Source organism: Eisenbergiella sp. OF01-20, from assembly GCF_003478085.1.
Lineage (GTDB): Bacteria > Bacillota > Clostridia > Lachnospirales > Lachnospiraceae > Eisenbergiella.
Window position 1 is genome coordinate 743,970 of record NZ_QUES01000001.1, and the last position, 21,862, is coordinate 765,831.

At 49.8% G+C, this 21,862-nt stretch carries 17 protein-coding genes; 1 reads left to right on the forward strand and 16 read right to left on the reverse strand.

The window, feature by feature from the left end:
* Nucleotides 1-4: 4 nt before the first annotated feature.
* The 10 genes from DXA36_RS03630 to DXA36_RS03680 form a co-directional block, all read right to left on the reverse strand.
* Nucleotides 5-3,010: an FtsK/SpoIIIE family DNA translocase gene (locus DXA36_RS03630; RefSeq protein WP_118676307.1), complete on the reverse strand. Its 3,006-nt coding sequence runs from the start codon at nt 3,008-3,010 to the stop codon at nt 5-7.
* A gap of 87 nt (nt 3,011-3,097) precedes the next feature.
* Nucleotides 3,098-3,778 (reverse strand): ClpP family protease, encoded by a 681-nt coding sequence (locus tag DXA36_RS03635; RefSeq protein WP_118676309.1) that lies wholly within the window; start codon nt 3,776-3,778, stop codon nt 3,098-3,100.
* 149 nt (nt 3,779-3,927) lie between these two features.
* Nucleotides 3,928-5,400: a hypothetical protein gene (locus DXA36_RS03645; RefSeq protein WP_118676313.1), complete on the reverse strand. Its 1,473-nt coding sequence runs from the start codon at nt 5,398-5,400 to the stop codon at nt 3,928-3,930.
* A 38-nt stretch (nt 5,401-5,438) separates the two neighbouring features.
* Complete coding sequence (locus DXA36_RS03650; protein WP_118676315.1) at nt 5,439-6,722, reverse strand: O-acetylhomoserine aminocarboxypropyltransferase/cysteine synthase family protein; 1,284 nt, start codon at nt 6,720-6,722, stop codon at nt 5,439-5,441.
* Between the two features lie 20 nt (nt 6,723-6,742).
* Nucleotides 6,743-7,471, reverse strand: a complete 729-nt coding sequence (locus DXA36_RS03655) for a YebC/PmpR family DNA-binding transcriptional regulator (protein ID WP_118676317.1) — start codon at nt 7,469-7,471, stop codon at nt 6,743-6,745.
* Nucleotides 7,472-7,560: 89 nt separating this feature from the next.
* Complete coding sequence (locus tag DXA36_RS03660) at nt 7,561-8,982, reverse strand: hemolysin family protein (RefSeq protein WP_118676319.1); 1,422 nt, start codon at nt 8,980-8,982, stop codon at nt 7,561-7,563.
* Between the two features lie 107 nt (nt 8,983-9,089).
* Entirely contained in the window at nt 9,090-9,431 is a 342-nt protein-coding gene (locus tag DXA36_RS03665) for a type II toxin-antitoxin system PemK/MazF family toxin (RefSeq protein ID WP_118676321.1), read from the reverse strand.
* Nucleotides 9,432-9,529: 98 nt separating this feature from the next.
* Nucleotides 9,530-10,708: an alanine racemase gene (gene alr / locus DXA36_RS03670; protein WP_118676462.1), complete on the reverse strand. Its 1,179-nt coding sequence runs from the start codon at nt 10,706-10,708 to the stop codon at nt 9,530-9,532.
* On the reverse strand, nt 10,695-12,305 hold the full coding sequence (locus DXA36_RS03675) for an NAD(P)H-hydrate dehydratase (protein ID WP_118676323.1): 1,611 nt from the start codon (nt 12,303-12,305) through the stop codon (nt 10,695-10,697). Before DXA36_RS03675 ends, alr begins: the two co-directional genes overlap by 14 nt.
* Before the next feature lie 86 nt (nt 12,306-12,391).
* Nucleotides 12,392-13,063, reverse strand: coding sequence for a redox-sensing transcriptional repressor Rex (locus tag DXA36_RS03680; protein WP_118676325.1), 672 nt, complete (start codon nt 13,061-13,063; stop codon nt 12,392-12,394).
* A gap of 185 nt (nt 13,064-13,248) precedes the next feature.
* Here DXA36_RS03680 and DXA36_RS03685 point away from each other — a divergent pair, with 185 nt between their 5' ends.
* The gene (locus DXA36_RS03685; protein WP_118676327.1) at nt 13,249-15,225 is read left to right on the forward strand and encodes an ABC-F family ATP-binding cassette domain-containing protein; all 1,977 of its coding nucleotides are present in this window, start codon (nt 13,249-13,251) and stop codon (nt 15,223-15,225) included.
* A 59-nt stretch (nt 15,226-15,284) separates the two neighbouring features.
* On the opposite strand, the gene DXA36_RS03690 is transcribed toward DXA36_RS03685, so the two are convergent.
* The 6 genes from DXA36_RS03690 to DXA36_RS03715 form a co-directional block, all read right to left on the reverse strand.
* A complete protein-coding gene (locus tag DXA36_RS03690; RefSeq protein WP_118676329.1) occupies nt 15,285-16,427 on the reverse strand; it encodes a glycosyl hydrolase family 18 protein in 1,143 nt (380 codons plus the stop codon).
* Between the two features lie 184 nt (nt 16,428-16,611).
* A complete protein-coding gene (locus DXA36_RS03695; RefSeq protein ID WP_118676331.1) occupies nt 16,612-17,022 on the reverse strand; it encodes a GtrA family protein in 411 nt (136 codons plus the stop codon).
* Between the two features lie 130 nt (nt 17,023-17,152).
* Nucleotides 17,153-18,361, reverse strand: coding sequence for an NADP-dependent isocitrate dehydrogenase (locus DXA36_RS03700; protein WP_118676333.1), 1,209 nt, complete (start codon nt 18,359-18,361; stop codon nt 17,153-17,155).
* 3 nt (nt 18,362-18,364) lie between these two features.
* A complete protein-coding gene (locus DXA36_RS03705) occupies nt 18,365-19,090 on the reverse strand; it encodes a GntR family transcriptional regulator (protein WP_118676335.1) in 726 nt (241 codons plus the stop codon).
* 3 nt (nt 19,091-19,093) lie between these two features.
* Complete coding sequence (locus DXA36_RS03710; RefSeq protein ID WP_118676337.1) at nt 19,094-20,539, reverse strand: 2-isopropylmalate synthase; 1,446 nt, start codon at nt 20,537-20,539, stop codon at nt 19,094-19,096.
* 324 nt (nt 20,540-20,863) lie between these two features.
* Nucleotides 20,864-21,829: a S8 family peptidase gene (locus tag DXA36_RS03715; protein WP_118676339.1), complete on the reverse strand. Its 966-nt coding sequence runs from the start codon at nt 21,827-21,829 to the stop codon at nt 20,864-20,866.
* Nucleotides 21,830-21,862 lie beyond the last annotated feature (33 nt).

A 21,862-nucleotide genomic window follows, 5' to 3' on the forward strand; every position in this document is an offset into this window, starting at 1 on the left:
AAACTTAAAGAGATTCCTCTATGTATTGTTCGAACTGCTCCGGACTCATCAATACCTTTCTGGGTTTGGTGCCTTCCTCTTCTCCCACAACGCCGGCTTCAGCCAGCTGATCCATAATACGGGCCGCACGGTTGAAACCGATCTTGAACACTCTCTGCAGCATACCGATAGAAGCCTTGTCTTTATCGATAATAAACTTTCCGGCCTCTTCGAAATAAGCATCCCTTTCCGGTCCGCCTCCTCCGGAAGCGCCGTTCATGCCTCCTCCCCCGGATTCCATGGTTTTAACCTTTTCCACGATCTGATCATCATACACGTTCCCGATCACCTGATTCTTGAGGAAGTCGACCACGTCGGAAACTTCACCGTCCGATACAAATGCGCCCTGAATACGCGCCGGCTTGGAATAGCCCTGGGGATAAAAAAGCATATCCCCTTTTCCCAAAAGTTTCTCCGCACCGTTCATATCCAATATGGTTCTGGAATCCACGCCGCTCGATACGGCGAATGCCACACGGCTGGGCATATTTGCCTTAATCAGGCCGGTAATGACATCCACGGAAGGCCTTTGCGTCGCAATGATAAGATGAATACCCGCCGCTCTGGCAAGCTGGGCCAGACGGCAGATGGATTCTTCCACTTCTCCCGGCGACACCATCATCAAATCTGCAAGCTCATCCACGATAATGACGATCTGGGGCAGCTTATCCGGCGCGGACATATCACCCTTTGCGCGCATGTCCTCCGCCTTTTTATTATAGCCCTTTAAATCCCTGACATTGAGATCGGCAAATTTCTGGTAACGGTCCGTCATTTCCGCAACACCCCAGTGCAGTGCGGCGGAGGCCTGTTTGGGATCCGTTACCACGGGGATCAGCAGATGGGGAATCCCGTTATAAACACTCAGCTCCACCACCTTGGGATCCACAAGGATAAGCTTTACCTCATCCGGTCTGGCTTTATATAAAATACTCATAATCAATGTATTGATACAGACGGATTTACCGGAACCGGTGGATCCGGCAATCAGCATATGCGGCATTTTCGCTATATCGGAAACAACCACCTTTCCTCCGATATCCTTACCCACCGCAAAAGACAGCCTGGAAGGGAAATCGCGGAATTCTTTGCTTTCCATCAATTCCCGGAGAGATACCATTGTATTTTCTTTATTTGGCACTTCAATACCGATAGCCGCCTTTCCCGGAATAGGGGCCTCAATCCGGATATCCGTAGCGGCCAGATTCAGCTTAATGTCATCGGACAGCCCCAGTATCTTGCTCACCTTGACACCCTGCTCCGGCTGCAGCTCATACCGGGTAACCGAAGGCCCCTGGCTGATATCCGTAATCGTCACTTTTACACCGAAAGTAGCGAGCGTCTGCTGCAGCTTGGCCGCCGTATTCTTCAATTCCTTTACGCCGTCCCCCGCATTTTTGCCGCCCGGCTTCTGAAGAAGGGTGATGGGCGGAAAATGATATGGCCTTTCTTTTTTAGGCACTTCTGCATGCGCCGCCTCTTTACGAATTTCATCCATAGCAGCCTGTCCTGCCGTTTTTGCCGTATCATAAGGGCCGGGGCCTTTACCGCCGGGCAGGCGGTGCCCTTCCTCAGGCAGACTGGCTTTGGGACGTTCTCTCACAGGCGAAGGCGCCATATCTTTTGGCAGCTGTTCCTGGTGATAGGTCCCCTCCATCTCCTCCCATGGAAGATCTTCCTTCCCTGCGCTATCCCGGGCAGAGGGTTCTTCCCTGTCCGGAAGAGGCATATCGAATACCGTACTGCGTATCTCTCCCGAGGGCCTTGCCACAATATGTACCGGAGACACCTCCTTCATATCGCTGAACACATCGGAATTCCGATAGGCCTGCGCAAGGGGATCCTGCTCCCGGACCGCGTCCGGCGCACTGCTTTCCCCGGTATCTTCCCCGGCATGTTTTATTTCCATTTCTTCCGACGTCACCTGGGATGCGGTATGTATCTGAATCCGGTCGAAATCGATCACATTATCCATATTGGGAGCCACTTTGACAACTTCCCTGGAAGGCTTTGCTTCCATCCTTTCCGCCGCCAAATCCTCCACCGTAATCTCATGAATATCATTTCTGACGCGTTCCGTATAGTTCCGCTTTGCTTCCCTGGAAGGCTTTGCTTCCATTCCGCCGTCCTGCCCTGAGAGCGCCGTATCTATCATGACACCGGAAACACGCTTGTCCATCCGAAGGATTTTCTCCGCGTCCTTTCTGGCTTCCTCTTCTTCTCGGAGCCGTTCTTCCTCTTCTCTTCTGGCTTCCAGTTCTTCCTTCCGTCTCTGCGCCCTTTCCCTGCGTACCCTTGTCTCCTCACGGGCCGATTCATAAACCCTGCGGCTGCCGGTCTTAACGCCGCTGACAAAAGATTTTTCTGTTATGATAACCAGACAGATAATGGCAAGGACGATGACAAGAAGCACCGCACCCACCATTCCTAAAAAGTGATTCATCAGATAGGCTATGGAACCTGCCAATACTCCGCCGCCTGCCTTCGACTCCGCACTCACTGTATATAATACTTCCACGGAATATTTAGTCATGGAAGGGACCTGTCCGCCTATCAGTTCCAGCACCACGCCAATAAGAAGAATCAAAAGTACGGCCGCCGCAATTTTAAAGGCGGCGAACATATTTCCCTTATTGGAGATGCCGAAAGCAATGCCAAGAAATATCAGAACAGGAACCACATACGCCATCATTCCGAAAATGCCGAACAGCACATGGCTGACGGCATTTCCCACCGGACCGATAATGCCGAAATTACATAAAAAGAGCAGAATACTTAACGCAAATACACCAATCAGAATAATCTCATTGGTGATTGCGCTTTCTTCTTCTGTTCGTATTGTCTGCTGACTTCTGCTCTTTGTATTTGTCTTATTGTTCTTGTTCTTATTATTGGAACTGCTTCTCGTTCTGGAAGAAGATGAAGTATTCTTTTTACCCGCGCCTGACCTGCTTCCTGAAGTTGATGCCATTTTAAACCGCCTCCAAAATCTGTAAAACCACAGACTAAATCTAAATTAGTATACCACGAAATAGTTCCCTTGTCATCCTTAAATATTTCAGCCCTTAGCCAGCTCATGAAGCTTGGCGATGGCCTCACTGATACCTCCGACCGCATTAATAAGGCCTGCATTGACCGCTTCCTCTCCCACCAGGATCGTTCCCAGATCCTTGGTGAGCACTCCGGTTTCCATCATCAGCTCTTCCATACGCTTTCTCGTCATATCACAGTGGGAGCATACAAAACCGGTTATCCGGTCCTGAATCTGCTTAAAGTAGTCAAAGGTCTGCGGGGCGCCAATAACCGTGCCGCTCATCCGTACCGGATGTATCACCATGGTTCCTGAAGGAACGATAAAGGAATAATCCGCGCTGACCGCTATGGGAACACCAATGGAATGTCCGCCGCCCAATACAAGGGATACCGTGGGTTTGCTCAGAGAGGCGATCATTTCCGCTATGGCAAGCCCCGCTTCCACATCGCCTCCCATCGTATTCAGAAGTACTAGAAGTCCTTCTATCTGGCTGCTGTCCTCAATGGCTGCCAGCTGGGGAAGGATGTGCTCATATTTGGTTGTTTTGGAAGAGCTTCCCAGATTGTCATGGCCTTCTATCTCCCCTATTATGGTTATCATATGGATGGCTTTTTCATTTTCGCCGTGCCGTTCCAGGGTGAGCTGGCCGGTCTGTTCAATCCTTTCATCTCTCTGCTGCTCTTCATCTGCTTTTTTGCTGCTCATAATATCTGCTCCTGTCCTTTGTTTTTTTGTATTGTCTGCAAATGGAACAGATTTTATACCGGAACCGCTTCCCTACCGCATCCGTCTGCGGCTGAAAAAACCGGCAGGAATCACTTCCTGCCGGATCGTTGTATTCCGGTTCCCGCCGGCTAAAGCAGATCAAAATCATCGGCTTCCTCCAGATTTTCTATGTCATAGCGCATATCCGCCGCATCCGGTTCAAAAGCATAATCCATTTCTTTGGGGATATGCTTTTTAGGTCCCGGCAGGGGATTCGGAATCGGCTCTCCCGGCAGCGGAAAAGATACGTTTTCCTGAGCCGCCTCCTCCCGGAGCAAATCCGGAGCATTCCGTTTTGACCTGCCTTTTTGTTTTTTCTTTTTCTCTCTGTCAAAGCAGCACATACTATGAACTCCCATTCCGGCAAACACCCCCCAGTAAAGAAGGGTTATTGTCTGTTTTTCCATTGTGGTCCCAAACAGCAGGTCGCTTACCAGCAGAAAGACAAAGGGCACGATCCAGATAATACCCAGATTCCCTTTCTGTTCAAAAAAACCGAATACGTAGAAGAAAGCAAAAAACAAAAGCGGCAGAAAATAAAAAAGCGCTTCCTGGTTGGCAAAACTCCCCCATCCTATGGACTGGGAAACCATATTTCTTAAAATCCACTCCCGGATGATCGCCGCCGGTTCTCCTCCGAACAGAAAAAGCTGAAGCCCTGATGCCGCACAGAAGCCGCATATCCCTGCTATCAAATAAACCGCCGCCTCCCGGACTGCCGTTCCCTTTTGTGACGTCCTGCGTTCCAGATACAGGATGCCCAGAAAACCGAGTAAAAAAACGCTGAGGAAAAAATAATCCAGAAAGGAAGCTATTCCGGCCGCTGCCCCCGTCAGGAAAATCAGAAGGCCGGAGGAAGCGGACTTCTTTCCGCTTTTTTTCAGCTTCTGAAGCAGTACCCCTGTCAGAAGCAGAAGAAGTGACAAAAACAGCATCCGCAGGCTTTCCGGAGTCGCCGCCAGACAATATTCCACATAGACCGGCAATAATGCGGCCGCCGTTACAGCCGCTGCCGCAACAATCCTGCCGGCAATCATGCGGACTGCGGGGTATAACAGGGCAATGGCGGCCAGCTGCAGGCCAATCTGCAGAAGGATACAGGTATTTTCCCAGACACCAAGCCAGGCGAACAATCTGGTGAGCAAAAACAGAAAAATGGCCTGGAAGGTAAGTCCCTTCAGTCCATCCCGGCTGCCGGCGGCGGCCGCCGCGCTATCATAGAGCGTCCGGTCACCGAACAGCTCCGCCCCGCCGGCGGACGCCATCCATAACCGTAAAGCCAGAGCGGCGGCAAGCGCCAGAATAAGGAATAGACATTCCCAAAGCTGCACATGCCGCATTTCCGCCTTTTCCCGATTCTTTTTTTCCGCCAGCATCCGTATCGGAACATAAACCAAAAGAATGAGAAGAAAAGCACAGCCTGCCGTACCCAGGAAATAAAACAGCCAGCCCAGTCCCAGCATGGAGCAGACAAGGGAGGTCTGTACGGTAAAATAAATACAGATAACAAGGCCGTATATCATCCACAATATATAATTAAATCTGTATCTGCTATACTTCATTGTCCCCCTGTCCGTTCCGCCTTATTTAGGCCTCGCTGTCAGATAGCGGCCAGCGCCTGCTCCAAGTCCGCTATGATGTCGTCGGCATTTTCAATCCCCACGGAAAAACGGATGAGATCCGGATTGACACCGGCTTCCTTCAGCTGCTCGTCATTCATCTGCCTGTGGGTATGGCTGGCGGGATGGAGCACGCAGGTCCTTGCATCCGCCACATGGGTCACGATAGCCGCAAGCTCCAGCTTATCCATCATCACTTCAGCGGCGCTTCTTCCGCCCTTAAGGCCAAAGGAAATCACACCGCAGGTACCGTTCGGCATAATTTTCTGTGCCAGCTCATAGTATTTGCTGCTCTTTAAGCCCGGATAATTTACCCAGGCGACCTTTTCATGGTTTTCCAGATAACATGCCACCTTCAAGGCGTTCTCACAATGTCTGGGCATCCTCAAATGAAGGGTTTCCAGTCCGACATTCAGCAGAAAAGCATTCTGAGGGGACTGGATGGAGCCAAGATCGCGCATCAGCTGCACCGTCGCTTTGGTGATATAAGCCTTCTTCCCGAACCGTTCCGTATATATCACGCCGTGATAGGAGTCATCCGGCTGACATAAACCGGGGAACTTATCCGGATACAGGCTCCAGTCGAAATTACCGGAATCCACAATAGCGCCGCCCACGCACATTGCATGGCCATCCATATACTTCGTGGTGGAATGGGTTACAATGTCGGCTCCCCACACAAAGGGGTTGCAGTTGATGGGGGTGGCAAAGGTATTGTCAACAATAAGGGGAACCTGGTGGGAATGGGCCGTCTTTGCAAATTTCTCGATATCCAGTACCACAAGGGCCGGATTGGCAATAGTCTCCGCCAGCACGCATTTGGTATTTTCCCGGAAGGCTTTGCAAAGGGTATCGTAATCCGAATCCGGATCCACTATGGTACAGGAAATCCCCATTTTTTTCATGGTTACCGCGATGAGGTTAAAAGTCCCCCCGTATACTGTGGAAGAAAGAACCACATGGTCTCCCGCCTCACAGATATTAAATACGGCATAGTAATTTGCCGCCTGCCCGGAGGACGTGAGCATGGCCGCAACCCCGCCCTCCAGTTCGCAGATTTTCTGGGCCACGCAGTCGTTGGTGGGATTCTGAAGCCTGGTGTAGAAATAGCCGTCTTCTTCCAGATCAAACAGCCTTCCCATTTGTTCGGAGGTTTCATACTTATAAGTGGTACTCTGATAAATAGGAAGAACGCGGGGTTCTCCGTTGCCGGGCTTCCAGCCGGACTGGATGCATATGGTCTCTTTGGTATAAGGTTTTTTCATTTGTCCGCTCCCTTTGGGAATTACTCATCCCAGTTATGATATACCGCCTGTACGTCGTCATCGTCATCCAGCAGATCCAGCGTACGGTTCAGGTTTTTAACGGCTGTTTCATCAGTAAGTTCCACATAATTCTGGGGAATCATGGTCACTTCTGCGCTTGCCAGTGCAATACCCGCTTCCTCCAGGGCCTTCTGCACGGTTTCCAAATCATCCGGTGCCGTGAGGATTTCAAAGCTGTCTTCTTCCTCCGCAAAATCTTCGGCGCCCGCGTCAAGTGCCGTCATCATCAAATCATCGGCTTCCATATCGCACTCTTCTTTATCGATGATAATCTGGCCTCTTTTGTCAAACATGAAGGACACACAGCCGGGAGTCCCAATGCTTCCGTTTCCCTTGGTAAAGGCACTTCTTACATTGGCGGCAGTACGGTTTTTATTATCGGTAAGCGCATCCACTATAATGGCGATTCCGTTAGGGCCGTAGCCTTCATAGGTTACATATTCGTAATTCACATTTCCCATATCACCGGCTGCTTTTTTTATTCCGCGGTCGATGGTATCGTTAGGCATATTGTTGGACTTTGCTTTGGCAATTACCTGGGCCAGCTTAAAATTATTGGAAGGATCCGGGCCGCCTTCTTTTACTGCAACTGCGATTTCCCTGCCAAGTATGGTAAAGATTTTCCCTTTTGCCGCATCGTTTCTTTCTTTTTTGTGTTTGATATTTGCAAATTTTGAATGTCCTGACATCTTTCTCTTTCTCCTTTTATTTCTTTTGTCCGTAACTGTCTCATTTCCTGCAGCCACAAGCAAAAATCTGTTTTTTCTGCTTCAGGGTGTCAGCCGGCCTTTTCCTGGCCCTGGGAACGTTTTTCTTCCTCCCTGCCGGATGCCTGCCTGCTGTTTTCTTCCATGGCTTCTTCCGGAAGCTTTTTGACCAGAACGGTTTTAATCATCTTATTTTCAACGGAAAGCACCCGGAATTCGTAACCGTCGATCCGGATATCAAATTTTTCATCCGGTTCCGGGATGTGTTCCAGCTTGGCGATTATAAATCCGTTCAGGGTCTCAAATTCGCTCTCATCAAAGGATATGTCGAACCGTTCCTCCAGATCCTCGAGAGGCGTTTTGCCCTCAATAATGTATTCGTCCTTACACTTTTCACGGATATAGGACTCATCCACATCATATTCATCCAGAATATTGCCTACTATTTCTTCCAGTATATCCTCCATTGCTATCATACCCGCGGTCTGGCCGTATTCATCCAGCACGATAACCATCTGGCACTTGGTGGACTGCATGGTCTTGAAAAGCGCATCCACCTTCCGGGTCTCCGGTATGAACCTGGCTTCACGCAGCAGCCCCGGTATATCCCTGATTTTCATTTCGGGATCGATCTGCGACTGCCTGCGCAGGGCATCCTTCATATGCAGGATACCGATAATGTGATCGATATTTTCTTCATATACAGGATATCTGCTGTTACGCCCGTTAAGCATGAACGCCACCGCATCCCTGAAGGTGCTCTCGCAGTCTATTGCCACAATATTCGTACGGTTGGTCATAATATCCTCCGCACGCTTATCCCCGAATTCAAAAATGTTGGTTATCATTTCCGCTTCACTGGCCTGTATTACTCCCTGCTCATGCCCTTCATTCACCATGGATATAATCTCTTCTTCTGTCACATCCATGCTGTCCTCATCCGGATGCATGCCGAACAGTCTCAGGATTCCATGGGCGGTTACGGCAAAAAGCCCCGTGAGGGGGACAAAAACCGTCATAACAGCAGAAACCGGCCTGACCATAAGGTACGCCCATTTTTCCGGTGACCGGGAAGCCATCTTTTTAGGTATGAGTATGCCGAATACCAGCAATATGTAAAGCAGAAGAATAACGGTCAGAAGCAGGGAGGATACGGTAATCACCCACCCTGCGAAGGGCGAAAGGCCGCCTTCCCTGCCGGCAAGGGCCTGCAGCATCCTGCGCACATGCACACTCCATGCACGAAGGTAAACGCCTCCCATGCAAAGATTCAGGAAGGTAACCACAAGCTGGACCGTGTTCACATACCGGTTCGGTTTTCCCAGCAGCCTGCTTAAAAGAAGGGATTTTTTATCCCCATCCTCAATCGCTTTTCTTTCTACTTCTTTTTCATTCAGTCCGTGGATCGCAGCGCCAAAGCCATAACAAAAAGCTTCTATGAGCAAAAGCGCCAAAAATAAAGGTATACTGGCAGTAGGCCCACCATCGTCCATTCTATCAACTCCTTTTTCAAGGCGGTGCACACACTGACGCGCGTACACCGCCTTACTCTCCTTAATATATCATCTCGGTAAAAAAACGTCAAGAAACCACGCTTAGCTTATGTATTTAATTCCAGGCTGACCTTCAGCGCCTGGTTTACCCTCGCCATAGTGGGATCATCCAGATGACAGACTCTGTCCTTCAGCCTCTGTTTGTCGATTGTGCGCAGCTGCTCCAGTAAAATGACGGAATCTTTGACAATATCGTACTGTCCCGCCCGAAGCTCGATGTGGGTGGGAAGTTTTGCCTTGTTCATTTTCGAGGTTATTGCCGCACAAATTACTGTGGGGCTGTGTTTGTTTCCCACATCGTTCTGTATAATCAACACCGGCCGGATCCCTCCCTGCTCCGATCCGATCACCGGTCTTAAATCAGCGTAATAAATATCTCCGCGTCTCATTCCTGACTCTCCTTCTTCTTTCCTGATGGCAGCTTCTGATTTCGCCGCCTTGCAATATTATTGCCTTTTTTTCGGAAGGTATTCAGGTCAGATGATTTTCAGCGGAAATCCCGGAAGGAATCTTTGCTGTATACGGCTTTGCCATCCCTTCTATAAATTCTCGGGACCCTCTTATTCAGACAGCAGGCAAGTTCATAGTTGAAACGGCCGGAAAGCTCCCCCAGATCCTCCATGGTTATGCTTTCTTCCCCGTCAGAGCCGATAAGTGTCACTTCATCCCCCTGGGCTGCTTCCGGTATCCCGGTCACATCCACCATAAACTGATCCATGCAGACCCGGCCCAGGATCGGCGCTTTTTTTCCATGAATCAGCACATGGCCTTTATTGGAAAGGCTTCGGGGATAACCGTCCCCATAGCCTACAGGTATGGTAGCCACCTGCATGGGTTCCTTCGCAACAAAGGTTCCCCCATAGCTGACCGCCATACCGGCCTCCAGCTCTTTTATGTATACAATACGGCTTTTCAGGGACAGGACCGGGTGAAGGGAAACGATATCCTTTTTCACCTCACAGGAGGGCCACAGGCCGTACAGGGTAATTCCCGCCCGCACCACATCCAGGTTTGCTTCCTTCAGTTCCACGATTCCCGCACTGTTGGAGCAATGCCTGACAGGGATCCGGATTCCCAGCCGCTCCTCAATCTGTCCGGCAAAAGCAAGAAAGGTTTCCAGCTGCTTTCTCGCTGAAGCTTTATCCGCTTCATCCGCTTTGGCAAAATGAGTGAAAAGGCCCTCGATTTCTATTCCCGGCGTTTCTACACATTTCCTGACAAAGGCAAGGCCGCTCTCGTCCGGCCGGATACCGATACGGCTCATGCCCGTATCCACCTTAATATGTATTTTAACAGGCCGCCCGCAGGCGGTGCCGGCTTTCCCCAATTCTTCCAGCATATCTTCCCGGAATACGGCGGGGCGGATTTCCTCCCGGGCCATCTTTTCATAGCAATACGGAAAGGTATAGCCCAGGACCAGAACCGGTTTGCGGATTCCGCTCCCTCTGAGAATCAGGGCTTCTTCCACGGTAGCCACCGCAAAACCGTGAAGGAAAGGCATATCTTCTATCTCATGGGCGATGGGAACCGCACCATGGCCGTAGCCATCGGTTTTGACCACCGCTATGATTTTCGTTTCCTCCCTGATATTTTCTTTCATGTGAACCATATTATACTTCACCGCATCCAAATCTACGGCTGCCCAAACCCGGTCATAGTTTTTCATAATGTATGCTCCCATCTGTGCACAAATCCTTTTCCGCATTCCGCTGAGGCATGAGCCTATCCAGCTCCTCAATCAAGGCTCCCGCCGTCACGCTGTATTCGCTTTTCTTATGTGCAGCCCTGTCTCCGGCGCTGCCATGGAGAAAGACGCCGGTACAAGCTGCCCGGAAGGCATCCATGCCCTGGGCAGTCAGCCCGGCAAGGATTCCTGTCAGCACATCGCCGCTGCCGGCTGTCGCCATACCGCTGTTCCCGGTCATATTCAGATACATTTCCCCGTCCGGGCCGCCCACCAATGTCCGGGCTCCCTTGCAGATCATGGCGGCATGCAGTTTTTTTGCCCATTCCCTGGTCAGCGGTATGGCTTCTTTTTGAATTTCCGGGATTTTCTTCCCGGCAAGACGGCCGAATTCCCCCAGATGGGGTGTGAGGATCAGGGTTCTCCTTTGTTCCGGATCCTGCTGCATGGCCGTAAGCTTTTCGAGCAGCCTCTCCTGTTCCGCCAACAGGTTCAGGGCATCCGCATCCACCACCAGCGATCCCCTGGCATGCTCCACCGCCATTTCCAGAAGTCTGCGAGCGGCATCACTCTTACCCAGCCCAGGCCCGACAGCGGTTACGTCCGCCCAGGAAAAAACATCCAGCAGTTCCTTTTCAAAGGCTTCCGACCATTGGCCATAGGCGGTTATCATAGCCTCCGGCACCGCACTCTGCAAAATACCCCGGTTTCCTTCTTCCGTAACCACCCGGACCATCCCCGCTCCCGTATGCAGGATCGCCGATGCGGATAATTGACAGGCCCCGGCCATTCCCCTGCTGCCGGCAAGCAGTGCAACCTTTCCAAAGGTCCCTTTGTTTCCGTCCTCCGGGCGGGGAGGCAGCCAGGCGGCTTCCTCCTTCCCGCAGGTAAAAATCCGGGGCGGGGTTCCCAAAAAACTCTCTTCCGTAATGCCGATATCGGCACATACCACCCGCCCGGCATACCGGGTCCCCGGATACAAAACAAGTCCCAGCTTCCGGTACGCAAATGTCACGGTGACATCCGCCTGCACAGCGCACCCCATAACCTCCCCCGTATCGGCATGAATGCCGGAAGGGATATCCACGGAAAGCACATAGGCATTCCGGCTGTTGATAAAATCCACCGCTTCCGCGTATACGCCTTCCACCGGTTTTGTCAGGCCGATTCCGAAAAGAGCGTCTATGATTATATCATATTCCCCTTCCGGAAGTTTGCGCATGACCTTCTGTCCATAACGCGACAGGACAGACAGCTGGGCTTTGGTTTCTTCCGTACAGCGCTCCTTATTGCCGGGCAGGCAGAAATCTACCGGGAACCCGGCCTGATGCAGAAGCCGTCCTATTGCCAGGCCGTCCCCGCCGTTGTTTCCGGTTCCCGCCACTACCAGCGTCCTTCTCCCGGCAGGACCATGCCCAAAAGGGCGCATCGCTTCCTGCAGCTGCTTATCCCTGTCGAGCAGCTCCCGGGCACACGCCAGGGCCGCCCGTTCCATTAATACCATGGAAGGCATCCCAAAATGCTTAATCGTATTCCCGTCACACCGTTTCATTTCTTCTGCTGTTACCAGATATTCCATTTCTGTTTTCCTTTCAGGCCGGACATGCGGTTTTTCATGCAAAAATGCGTCCGGAGTGAAATACTCTGACGCATTTTACAGACCCTTTACCGCCTGTCCTCCGGACGCTCTTCCCCGTTTATTTCCTGCTCATTTTCATACTGGTTAATCATATAGGACAGCTTGATCAGACTGTCGGATAGATGTACGTTCTCAACCTGCACGCTGGCCGGCACATCCAAATCCACATGGGCAAAGTTCCATATAGCCTTGATCCCCATACCTACCAGCTTTTCCGCAGCCGCGGCTGCGCCTTCCTTGGGGATGGTGAGAACGGCAATATCGATATTGTTTTCTTTGACAAATTCCTGCATTTCTTCCATCGGCCGGACCTTCATCCCGCGTATCATCCTGCCCTGCAGCTTTTCATTGATATCAAAAACGCCTGTAAAAATAAAGCCCCTGCGTTCGAAATTCATATAATTTGCCAGGGCCTGTCCCAGGTTGCCTGCTCCGATTATAATCAGGTGATGTTTTTTGTCCAGCCCGAGTATTTTACCGATTTCCGAGTACAGATACTCTACATTGTAGCCATACCCCTGTTGTCCGAAGCCGCCGAAATTATTAAAGTCCTGCCGGATCTGTGACGCGGTCACATGCATAAGCCTGCTCAGCTCCTGGGAGGAAATCCTCTCCACACCGCTGTCCTTCAATTCGCCGAGGTACCTGAAATATCTGGGAAGACGTGCTATTACTGCCTGAGAAATTTCTTTATCCAATTCATTACGCCTCCATTATTAAAATTCAATTACTATCCTGTTTTATTATAATCATATGTTAAAAAAATGTCAATGAATTAGTTCGGTTTGAATTGACAGTGCGTTCGTTCAACGGTAAACTTGTAACTGTTCCGGTTCTCCTGAACAAGTACTATGCAAGAATAACAATATAAAGAGGTGTTCCCATGATACTATCCTGTCAGAATATAAATAAAGCGTTTCATGAAAAGCAGGTTTTTAAAAACTGCTCCTTTCATATAGAGGATCACGAGAAAGCCGCAATCGTAGGAATCAACGGTGCCGGCAAAACCACCCTGCTGCGGATCCTTGTAGGCGAACTGGATCCGGACAGCGGACAGGTTATCTTCGGAAAGGACCGCTCCTACGGCTACCTTGCACAGAATGCCGAATCAAACAGCGAAAATACCATATATGACGAGCTGCTGGAGGTGAAAAGGGACGTCATCCGGCTGGAGGAAAAAATCCGAAGCTGTGAGCTGGAAATGAAGCATGTCCAGGGGGAGGCCCTCACAGCCCTTATGGAACAGTATGCCCTCTACACGCATCAGTTTGAACAGGCGGACGGCTATAGCTATAAAAGCGAAATCACCGGTGTCCTCAAGGGACTTGGTTTTACGGAGGAAGAATTTACCAAAAAGGCCTCCACGCTTTCCGGAGGGCAGAAAACCCGGGTTGCCCTGGGCAAGCTTCTGCTGCGCAAGCCGGATCTCATCATTCTGGATGAACCTACCAACCATCTGGATATGTCTTCCATCGCGTGGCTGGAAACCTACCTGCTGAATTATAAGGGCGCAGTACTTATCGTTTCCCACGACCGGTATTTTCTGGATAAAATAGCCAATAAAATTATTGAAATAGACAGCACGGAGGTCTCCGTCTTTCATGGGAATTACTCCGACTATGCGGTAAAAAAAGAACAGCTGCGTGCGGCCAGATGGAATGCCTATATGAACCAGCAGCAGGAAATCAGGCATCAGGAGGCGGTTATCGAAAAGCTGCGTTCCTTTAACCGGGAAAAGTCCATCCGCCGGGCGGAAAGCCGGGAAAAAATGCTCCAGAAAATCGATGTCCTGGAGAAGCCTTCCGAAACGAGGGCGGACATGCGCATGGAACTCACGCCCCAGATTATAAGCGGTAATGATTGTTTGCAGGTGGAAGGACTGGCAAAAGCCTTCGGGCCGGAAAAATTGTTTGACAATCTGTTCTTTTCCCTGAAACGCGGGGAGCACGTGGCAATCATCGGTGACAACGGCACCGGAAAAACCACCCTGCTAAAGATTATCAACGGCCTCGTGGAACAGGATGCGGGGGAAATCAAGCTGGGTTCCAAGGTACACATCGGATATTATGATCAGGAGCACCATGTACTTCATCCGGATAAAACCTTATTTGAAGAAATATCGGATGCGTATCCCACTCTCACCAACACGGAAATCCGGAATGTTCTGGCCGCCTTCCTCTTTACCGGGGACGATGTATTCAAACAGATCAAAATGCTTTCGGGCGGAGAACGGGGCCGTGTATCCCTTGCCAAACTGATGTTGTCGGAGGCTAATTTCCTCATCCTGGACGAACCTACCAACCATCTGGATATCATGAGCAAAGAAATCCTGGAGGATGCTATAAACAGCTACAGCGGCACCGTGCTGTATGTCTCCCATGACCGTTATTTTATCAACCGCACCGCTTCCCGGATTCTGGAACTGGAGAACGGTGCCTTTACCGGATATCTGGGCAACTATGATTATTATCTGGAAAAGAAAGCGGAAACCACCCTTTCCTCCCCGGAAACCGGCGGAACCCTCCCTTCCCGGAATGCTACGCTTCCATGGAGCGCTTCCAATGCCACGCCCGGGATAAATGAAGGGGCCATCCGTTCCGGCGGCGAATCCAGTCTGAAACAGGACTGGCAGTCCCAAAAAGAAGCCCTGGCCGCACAGCGCAAAAAGGAAAATGCCCTGAAACGCTGCGAGGCAGAAATCGAACGGCTGGAAAAACGCAGTGCGGAGATTGATGAAGAAATGACCCGCCCTGACGTCTGCACCAACGTAGCAAGGCTGCAGGAATTAACCAAAGAAAAAGAAGGGCTGGAAGAAGCTCTCCTGCTTCAAATGGAAGAATGGGAAGGCCTGTCGGATTAACCGGCAGGCTTTTTGCCCGGACCATCTGAACGGTTACGGAAATACCGGCCCCAAAGCCTTCAGCGTTTTCTGATATTGAAATTATAGTCCAGTAAAATCCAGTTTGCACGGAACAGCTGCATAATCTGCCAATAACCCATTCCCCTCAGCCCATAGCTCTTTATCAAATCAAATTTGGCCTGAAGGCTGCGCACATCCTCAAACCATACCTCATGCTCGGTTCCATATATATTATAACGGAACCAGGGAGACATCGCAGTCTCATCAAATTGGATATCCGCTCCGTTTTCTATGGCGATCTGCACAGCTTCCACATTCCCTATGGTTAAGGCCCTGCTCTCCCCCCTTACAAAAGGAAGCGTCCAGTCATACCCGTAATTGGGAATGCCCAAATCGATTTTTTGGGGCGGTATTTTGGTAATGGCATATTCCACCACTTCTCTCACCTTATTCAGCGGGGCCACTGCCATTGCAGGCCCATATGTATATCCCCATTCATATGTCATGAGCAGTACACTGTCTGCCGCCTCCCCCAGCCCCTCATAGTCCTTTCCCTCATAGAGCAGCCCCGTCTGTGTGTCGGAGGTTTTCGGAGCCAGGGCTACGGATACCGGATATCCCAGCTTATTTACCTCCGAGCGCACCTGTGCCACAAAAGAGGTGAAACTGTCCCTGTCTTGTGCCAGGATAAATTCAAAATCTATATCCACTCCCTGGAAGCCCTTCTCTTCTATGGTATACAGCAATTCCCGGATCAGGGTACTGCGTACCTCCCAATTATTCACAAGAACGGAAATCAAATAGTTATTAAACTGTCCGTCCGGGCCAAAGGGGGTCAGAGTCAGCACCGGGGCCGTTCCCGCTTCCAGAGCCGCCTGAATCATAGGCCCATCGTCCAGCGCCGGCGGGATTAAATATCCTTCGGCGGTAAAACCATAGGAGAAAACAGAGAGGGAAGTCAGATAAGGCAGCGTCTGTTCCAGCACATAATTCCCGATAAACGGATAAGCATAACCGTTGACATAGGCGTCATAGGACGCCGCCGGAGCATCGTCAATCCCGGTAATGAGAAGGGCCTGCCCGATGGCAAGCCGGTAGGGATAAGGAATTTGGTTATCATAAATGAGTCCGTAAATGTCCGCCCGGTAAGCCGCTGCTATGGAAGCCAGGGTATCCCCCTGTTTTACTACATATATCTGCATATAAAGGACCTGAACCTTTTTTATGTAGTTTATGCAGCGTCTGCTTTATTCTTTCCGGTTTCCTTCCGTATTTGCTTCGGAGCGGAATGAAAAGATTTGGGATTATGCGGCTTTGCGCATCGGAGTCAAAAAAAAACGGAAGGTATGACCGTTACTGCCATACCTTCCGCTGAAATAACTGTTCTCAGTTTTTTTCCGGTTTCTTCTCGATGAATATTTTCCTGGTAATAAAATTATAGACCATAACCACTGCTGTAGCCACAATTTTAACCAGCATATACGAACGCTCCATATACTGATCCAGCCATGAGGTTCCGCCCCACATGATCAGCTGGTTGATTCCCAGGCCGATTATGCTCAGGATAAGGAAAATAAGAAACTGCTTTGCCTTATTAGCCTCTTTGTCCGCCTCAAATACCATGGTAATACTCAGGATATAATTAACAATTACCGAAACGGAGAAAGAAATCCCGCTGGAAATAACGGATGGGATACCGCACAGCTCCGTTAAAGCGACCATTATCCCGTAATCAATAAAAAAGCAGAGGAATCCAACTACGCCGAATTTTACTATCTGTTGTATCAGTTTTTTCATTTTTTCTTATGCCCCTTACTTAGTGTTCTAAAGTACCAGTACGTAATACTGTAACACCTTTTTTGTAAGGAATCAAGCGGTTGTTTCATCTTGCTGCCGTTTTTACTGGCTTCGTTTCCATAAAAACGGGTTACAGAATGGCTTCCAGCTGCTTGCGGATTGCGGCTATAAAATCCTGGCTGTTCAGAACTGTCACATCCTTCCGCGTCGCTATCTGAGCGAGGTCTTTGGTCATCACCCCATTTTCGATGGTGGCAAGGGTCGCTTTCTCCAGCTTATCCGCAAATACCTCAAGTGCGGGAATGGTATCCAGTTCACCACGTTTTCTTAAGGCTCCAGTCCATGCGAAAATAGTAGCCACAGGGTTTGTTGATGTTTCTTCCCCTTTCAGGTATTTATAATAATGTCTCTGGACGGTTCCGTGAGCCGCTTCATATTCGTAGATTCCATCCGGGGAAACCAGAACGGAAGTCATCATAGCCAGGGAACCAAAAGCGGAGGAAACCATATCGCTCATTACATCCCCGTCATAATTCTTACATGCCCATATAAATCCGCCTTTTGCCTTCATAATACGGGCAACTATATCATCGATCAGACTATAGAAATATTCCAGTCCGAGTTCTTCAAATTTTTCTTTGTATTCCTTTTCATAGACTTCCTGGAAAATATCCTTGAAGGTATGATCATACTTTTTGGAAATTGTATCTTTTGTACCGAACCACAAATCCTGTTTTGTGCTTACCGCATATTGGAAACATGCACGGGCAAAGCTGGTGATGGAAGCTTTTGTATTATGTACACCCTGAATAATGCCGGCATCCTTAAAATCATGGATAGTCTCTCTGGTAATGCTGCCGTCTTTCCCGGTGAATACAAGCTCCGCTTTTCCGGCGCCCTCTATTTTCATTTCCACATTTTTATACACGTCACCGTAAGCATGACGGGCAATGGTTATGGGCTTTTCCCAGTTTCTGACGCAGGGTTCTATCCCCTTTACCACAATCGGCGCACGGAATACCGTACCATCCAGAATGGAACGTATCGTTCCGTTGGGGCTTTTCCACATTTCCTTCAGGTGATACTCGCTCATACGGGCCCCGTTGGGGGTGATGGTGGCACACTTTACGGCAACACCGTATTTTTTAGTGGCTTCCGCAGAATCGACGGTAACCTGATCGTTGGTTTCGTTTCTGTGTTCCAGGCCCAGATCGTAATATTCTGTTTTCAGATCCACAAAAGGAAGCAGAAGCTCCTCTTTGATCATCTTCCACAGGATGCGGGTCATTTCGTCGCCGTCCATCTCCACTAAAGGGGTGTTCATCGCAATTTTATTCATTATTTACGTCTCCTGTTCCGCCCGGGAACTGTCCCCGGACTCATTTTCTTCATAGGCTTCGTAAAGTCCGCTTTTCACCATATTCTGGTAAGCTTTGCGGATATGGGCATTCGCAAGCTGTTCGGCCAGATCTGCATCCCGCAGTCTGATTGCCTCCATAATCTGGCGGTGTTCCGCATTGGACTGTACGCCCCTGGCATCATCCGACAATGTTTTTTTCCTGACACGCAATACATATTCATGGAATTCCCGCAGGACATGCTCCAGCATTTTGCTGTTGGATGCTTCGTAAAGAATATCATGGAAACGGTTGTCCAGCTCCGCCAGCTGTTCTGCATGGCCTTTGCCGGCATGGAATTCGGAAAGGTAAATGTTCTCTTCCATCTCTTCCATCTGTTCCCTGCTGATATTTTCCGTTGCCCATCTGGCACACAGGCCTTCAAGAAGGGAACGGATGGCGTAGATATCCTTCACGTCCTTCACTGTAATGCCGGTGACATAGGCTCCTTTGTTGGGTATGATCTGCAGAAGCCCTTCCAGTTCCAGCTGGCGGAAGGCCTCTCTCACCGGCGTACGGCTTACGCCCATTTCTTCGCCGATTGCCGCTTCCCGCAATTCCACGTTTTCTTTGTATTTTCCGCTCAGGATATCCTCCCGGAGTTTGTGAAACACACGGCCTCTGAGGGAATATTTATCCGTGACTTCACTTTTTACGTCTCTCTCGCCCATATTTTACCTGTCCAGCTTTCCTGCTGCGCTTTTCTGGCCGCCGTTCAGGCTTATGCCGAGTTTTCCGCAGGCGTCATCTATTACTTTAATCAGCTCTTCATCCGTCAGTACGGTCACACGTCCGCCGGCATATTCTTCGTCCACCCAGTCCTTTACTTCATGCACCAGTTCTGAGGTCTTGCTTACCTGCTCCTCTTCCCTGAGACGGTAATAGGTGTTGATCCAGTGGGCGATGCCCGCAAGTCCGGATGTATTGGATACCGCACAGATAACAGGCCTGTTTAAAAACTTCTCCGTATCAAATATATTATAAATCTCTTCATTTTTCAAGAGGCCATCTGCATGGATGCCCGCTCTTGTCACATTAAAGTTCTTTCCCACAAAGGGTGTCCTTTCCGGGATGTGGTAGCCGATTTCTGTTTCATAGTACTCGGCAATCTCCGTGATAACCGTGGTATCCATGCCGTTTAAGTCTCCCTTAAGCTGGGCGTATTCGAATACCATTGCCTCCAGGGGCGTGTTTCCGGTACGTTCGCCGATACCAAACAGGGAGGCGTTGACACCGGAACAGCCATACAGCCAGGCTGTGGTGGAATTGGCAACCGCTTTATAAAAATCGTTATGGCCGTGCCACTCAATCAGGGAATGGGGGACTCCGGCATGGGTATGGATGGCATAAATGATACCGGGCACACTCCTGGGAATAACCGCTCCCGGATAATTTACTCCATATCCCATGGTATCGCAGGCACGGATTTTAATCGGGATCCGGTATTCTTCCATAAGCTTCATCAGTTCCAGGCAGAAGGGAACCACATAACCGTAAATATCCGCCCTCGTAATGTCTTCCAAATGGCATCTGGGGCTGATCCCTTCCTCCAGGCAATCCCGGATAACGCTGAGATAGTGCTCCATAGCCTGCCGTCTTGTCATTTTCAGTTTCATGAATATATGATAGTCAGAACAGCTAACCAGGATTCCCGTCTCCTTCATGCCGATTTCCTTCACCAGCTTGAAATCTTCTTTACTGGCACGGATCCAGCTGGTTACTTCGGGGAACTGGTATCCCCTTTCCATACATTTATATACGGCGTCCCTGTCTTTTTTGCTGTACAGGAAAAATTCACAGGCACGTATCATGCCATTGGGGCCGCCCAGCCTGTGCATATAATCGTAGATGTCCACGATCTGTTCCGTGGTATAAGGAGCGCGTGACTGCTGGCCGTCACGGAAGGTGGTATCGGTAATCCAGATATCCTTCGGCATATTGTGGGGTACGATCCTGTCATTAAAGGGAATCTTCGGAATTTCCGAATAAGGAAACATATTTCTGAAAACATTGGGTTTCTTGACATCGTCCAGTATGTACATATGTTCTTCTATTTCCAGAAGATTGTTCTTATCGTTCATGGTTACCGGACGGTTTGAAAAAGTTTCATTCCTATTCATGATGCCTCTCCATTCTTTGGCCCTAAGAAGAACCGCCTGCAGGCGTATGATCCCCTTTCGGATACCTGTTTATAGTTTATCCTTTAATCCATGTATAATTGTATACAATTATACTTTGTGTGTCAATCATTAATTTCAAAAAAACTGTGGTAATAGATCAGAAATGTCTGCGCATTTACTGCGCAGTACGTGAGGAAGTGGTACAAGAGTGCATAAACGCAAGTACCGCTGACGATTTTAAATGGATTTATGCATGTTGCTGGTCACGGAGTAACCAGCAACATGCTTTTCTAAAGTTAACTATCCCGCTGCTTCATATCGGTTTCAACGCAGTGCCCGTGACACATTCAGCATACCCCAGCCCTGTTTGCTCCAGGCCTCTCCCAAATCGGAGGCGGACCACAAAATCCGGCGTTTCAGTTGTTCGTTGGAATATTCCGGATACTTCTGAAGGCATAAGGCTGCCGCCCCCGCCACCAGCGGCGTAGACATGGAAGTGCCGTTTTTTACGATATAGGCATCCCGGCAGCCTCTCACGGTCTGCCGGAAGCCTGCGGAACAGGACATGATGTCCGTCCCCGGTGCTACAATATCCGGTTTTTTCAGTTCCGCGCAGGTGGGGCCTCTGCCGGAGTAGGATTCACAGGAATTCTGTCTTCCGTGGAAGGAATTGCCGTCATGACAGCCTACCGTCACCACTTTCCTGCTGGCGCCAAGAGGGGAAATACTGCCGGCAGCAGGCCCTTTGTTGCCAGCTGCCACTACTACAAAAATACCGGCATCCCATACCTTTTCCAGGCAGGACACCAGGTACTGCATCATCCTTGCATGATCGGTTTCTCCCTTGGAACGCTTTGCTTCCATGGAACGCTTTGCTTCTATGGAACGTTCCGCTTCCATACTCACTGAAATGTTTAATATCTTTATTTGATAAAGCTCCCGGTTATCCAGAATCCATTGAATCCCGGCAGCCATATTGGAAATGGTGCCATCGCCTTTTTCATCAAGGACTTTCCCAGACAGAATCCGGCATCCGGGTGCAACTCCGGCGTACAGGCCGCCTGAGCAGGCTCCGTTTCCGCACAGGCATCCGGCCACATGGGTCCCATGTCCGCAGTCGTCATAGGGCATACGGCTGGTTCCTACAAAATCTCGGAAGCCGATTACCCTGTCGGCAAAATCGGGATGCATGGCGATGCCTGTGTCCAGGATTGCAACGGTGACGCCGGAGCCGGTGTAGGGGGATACCTCTTCTTCTTCCGCATGTATCAGTTTTCTAACCCGGTCCATTGCTTTGTGTGTTTCTTTCTTTTTCTATTAAAG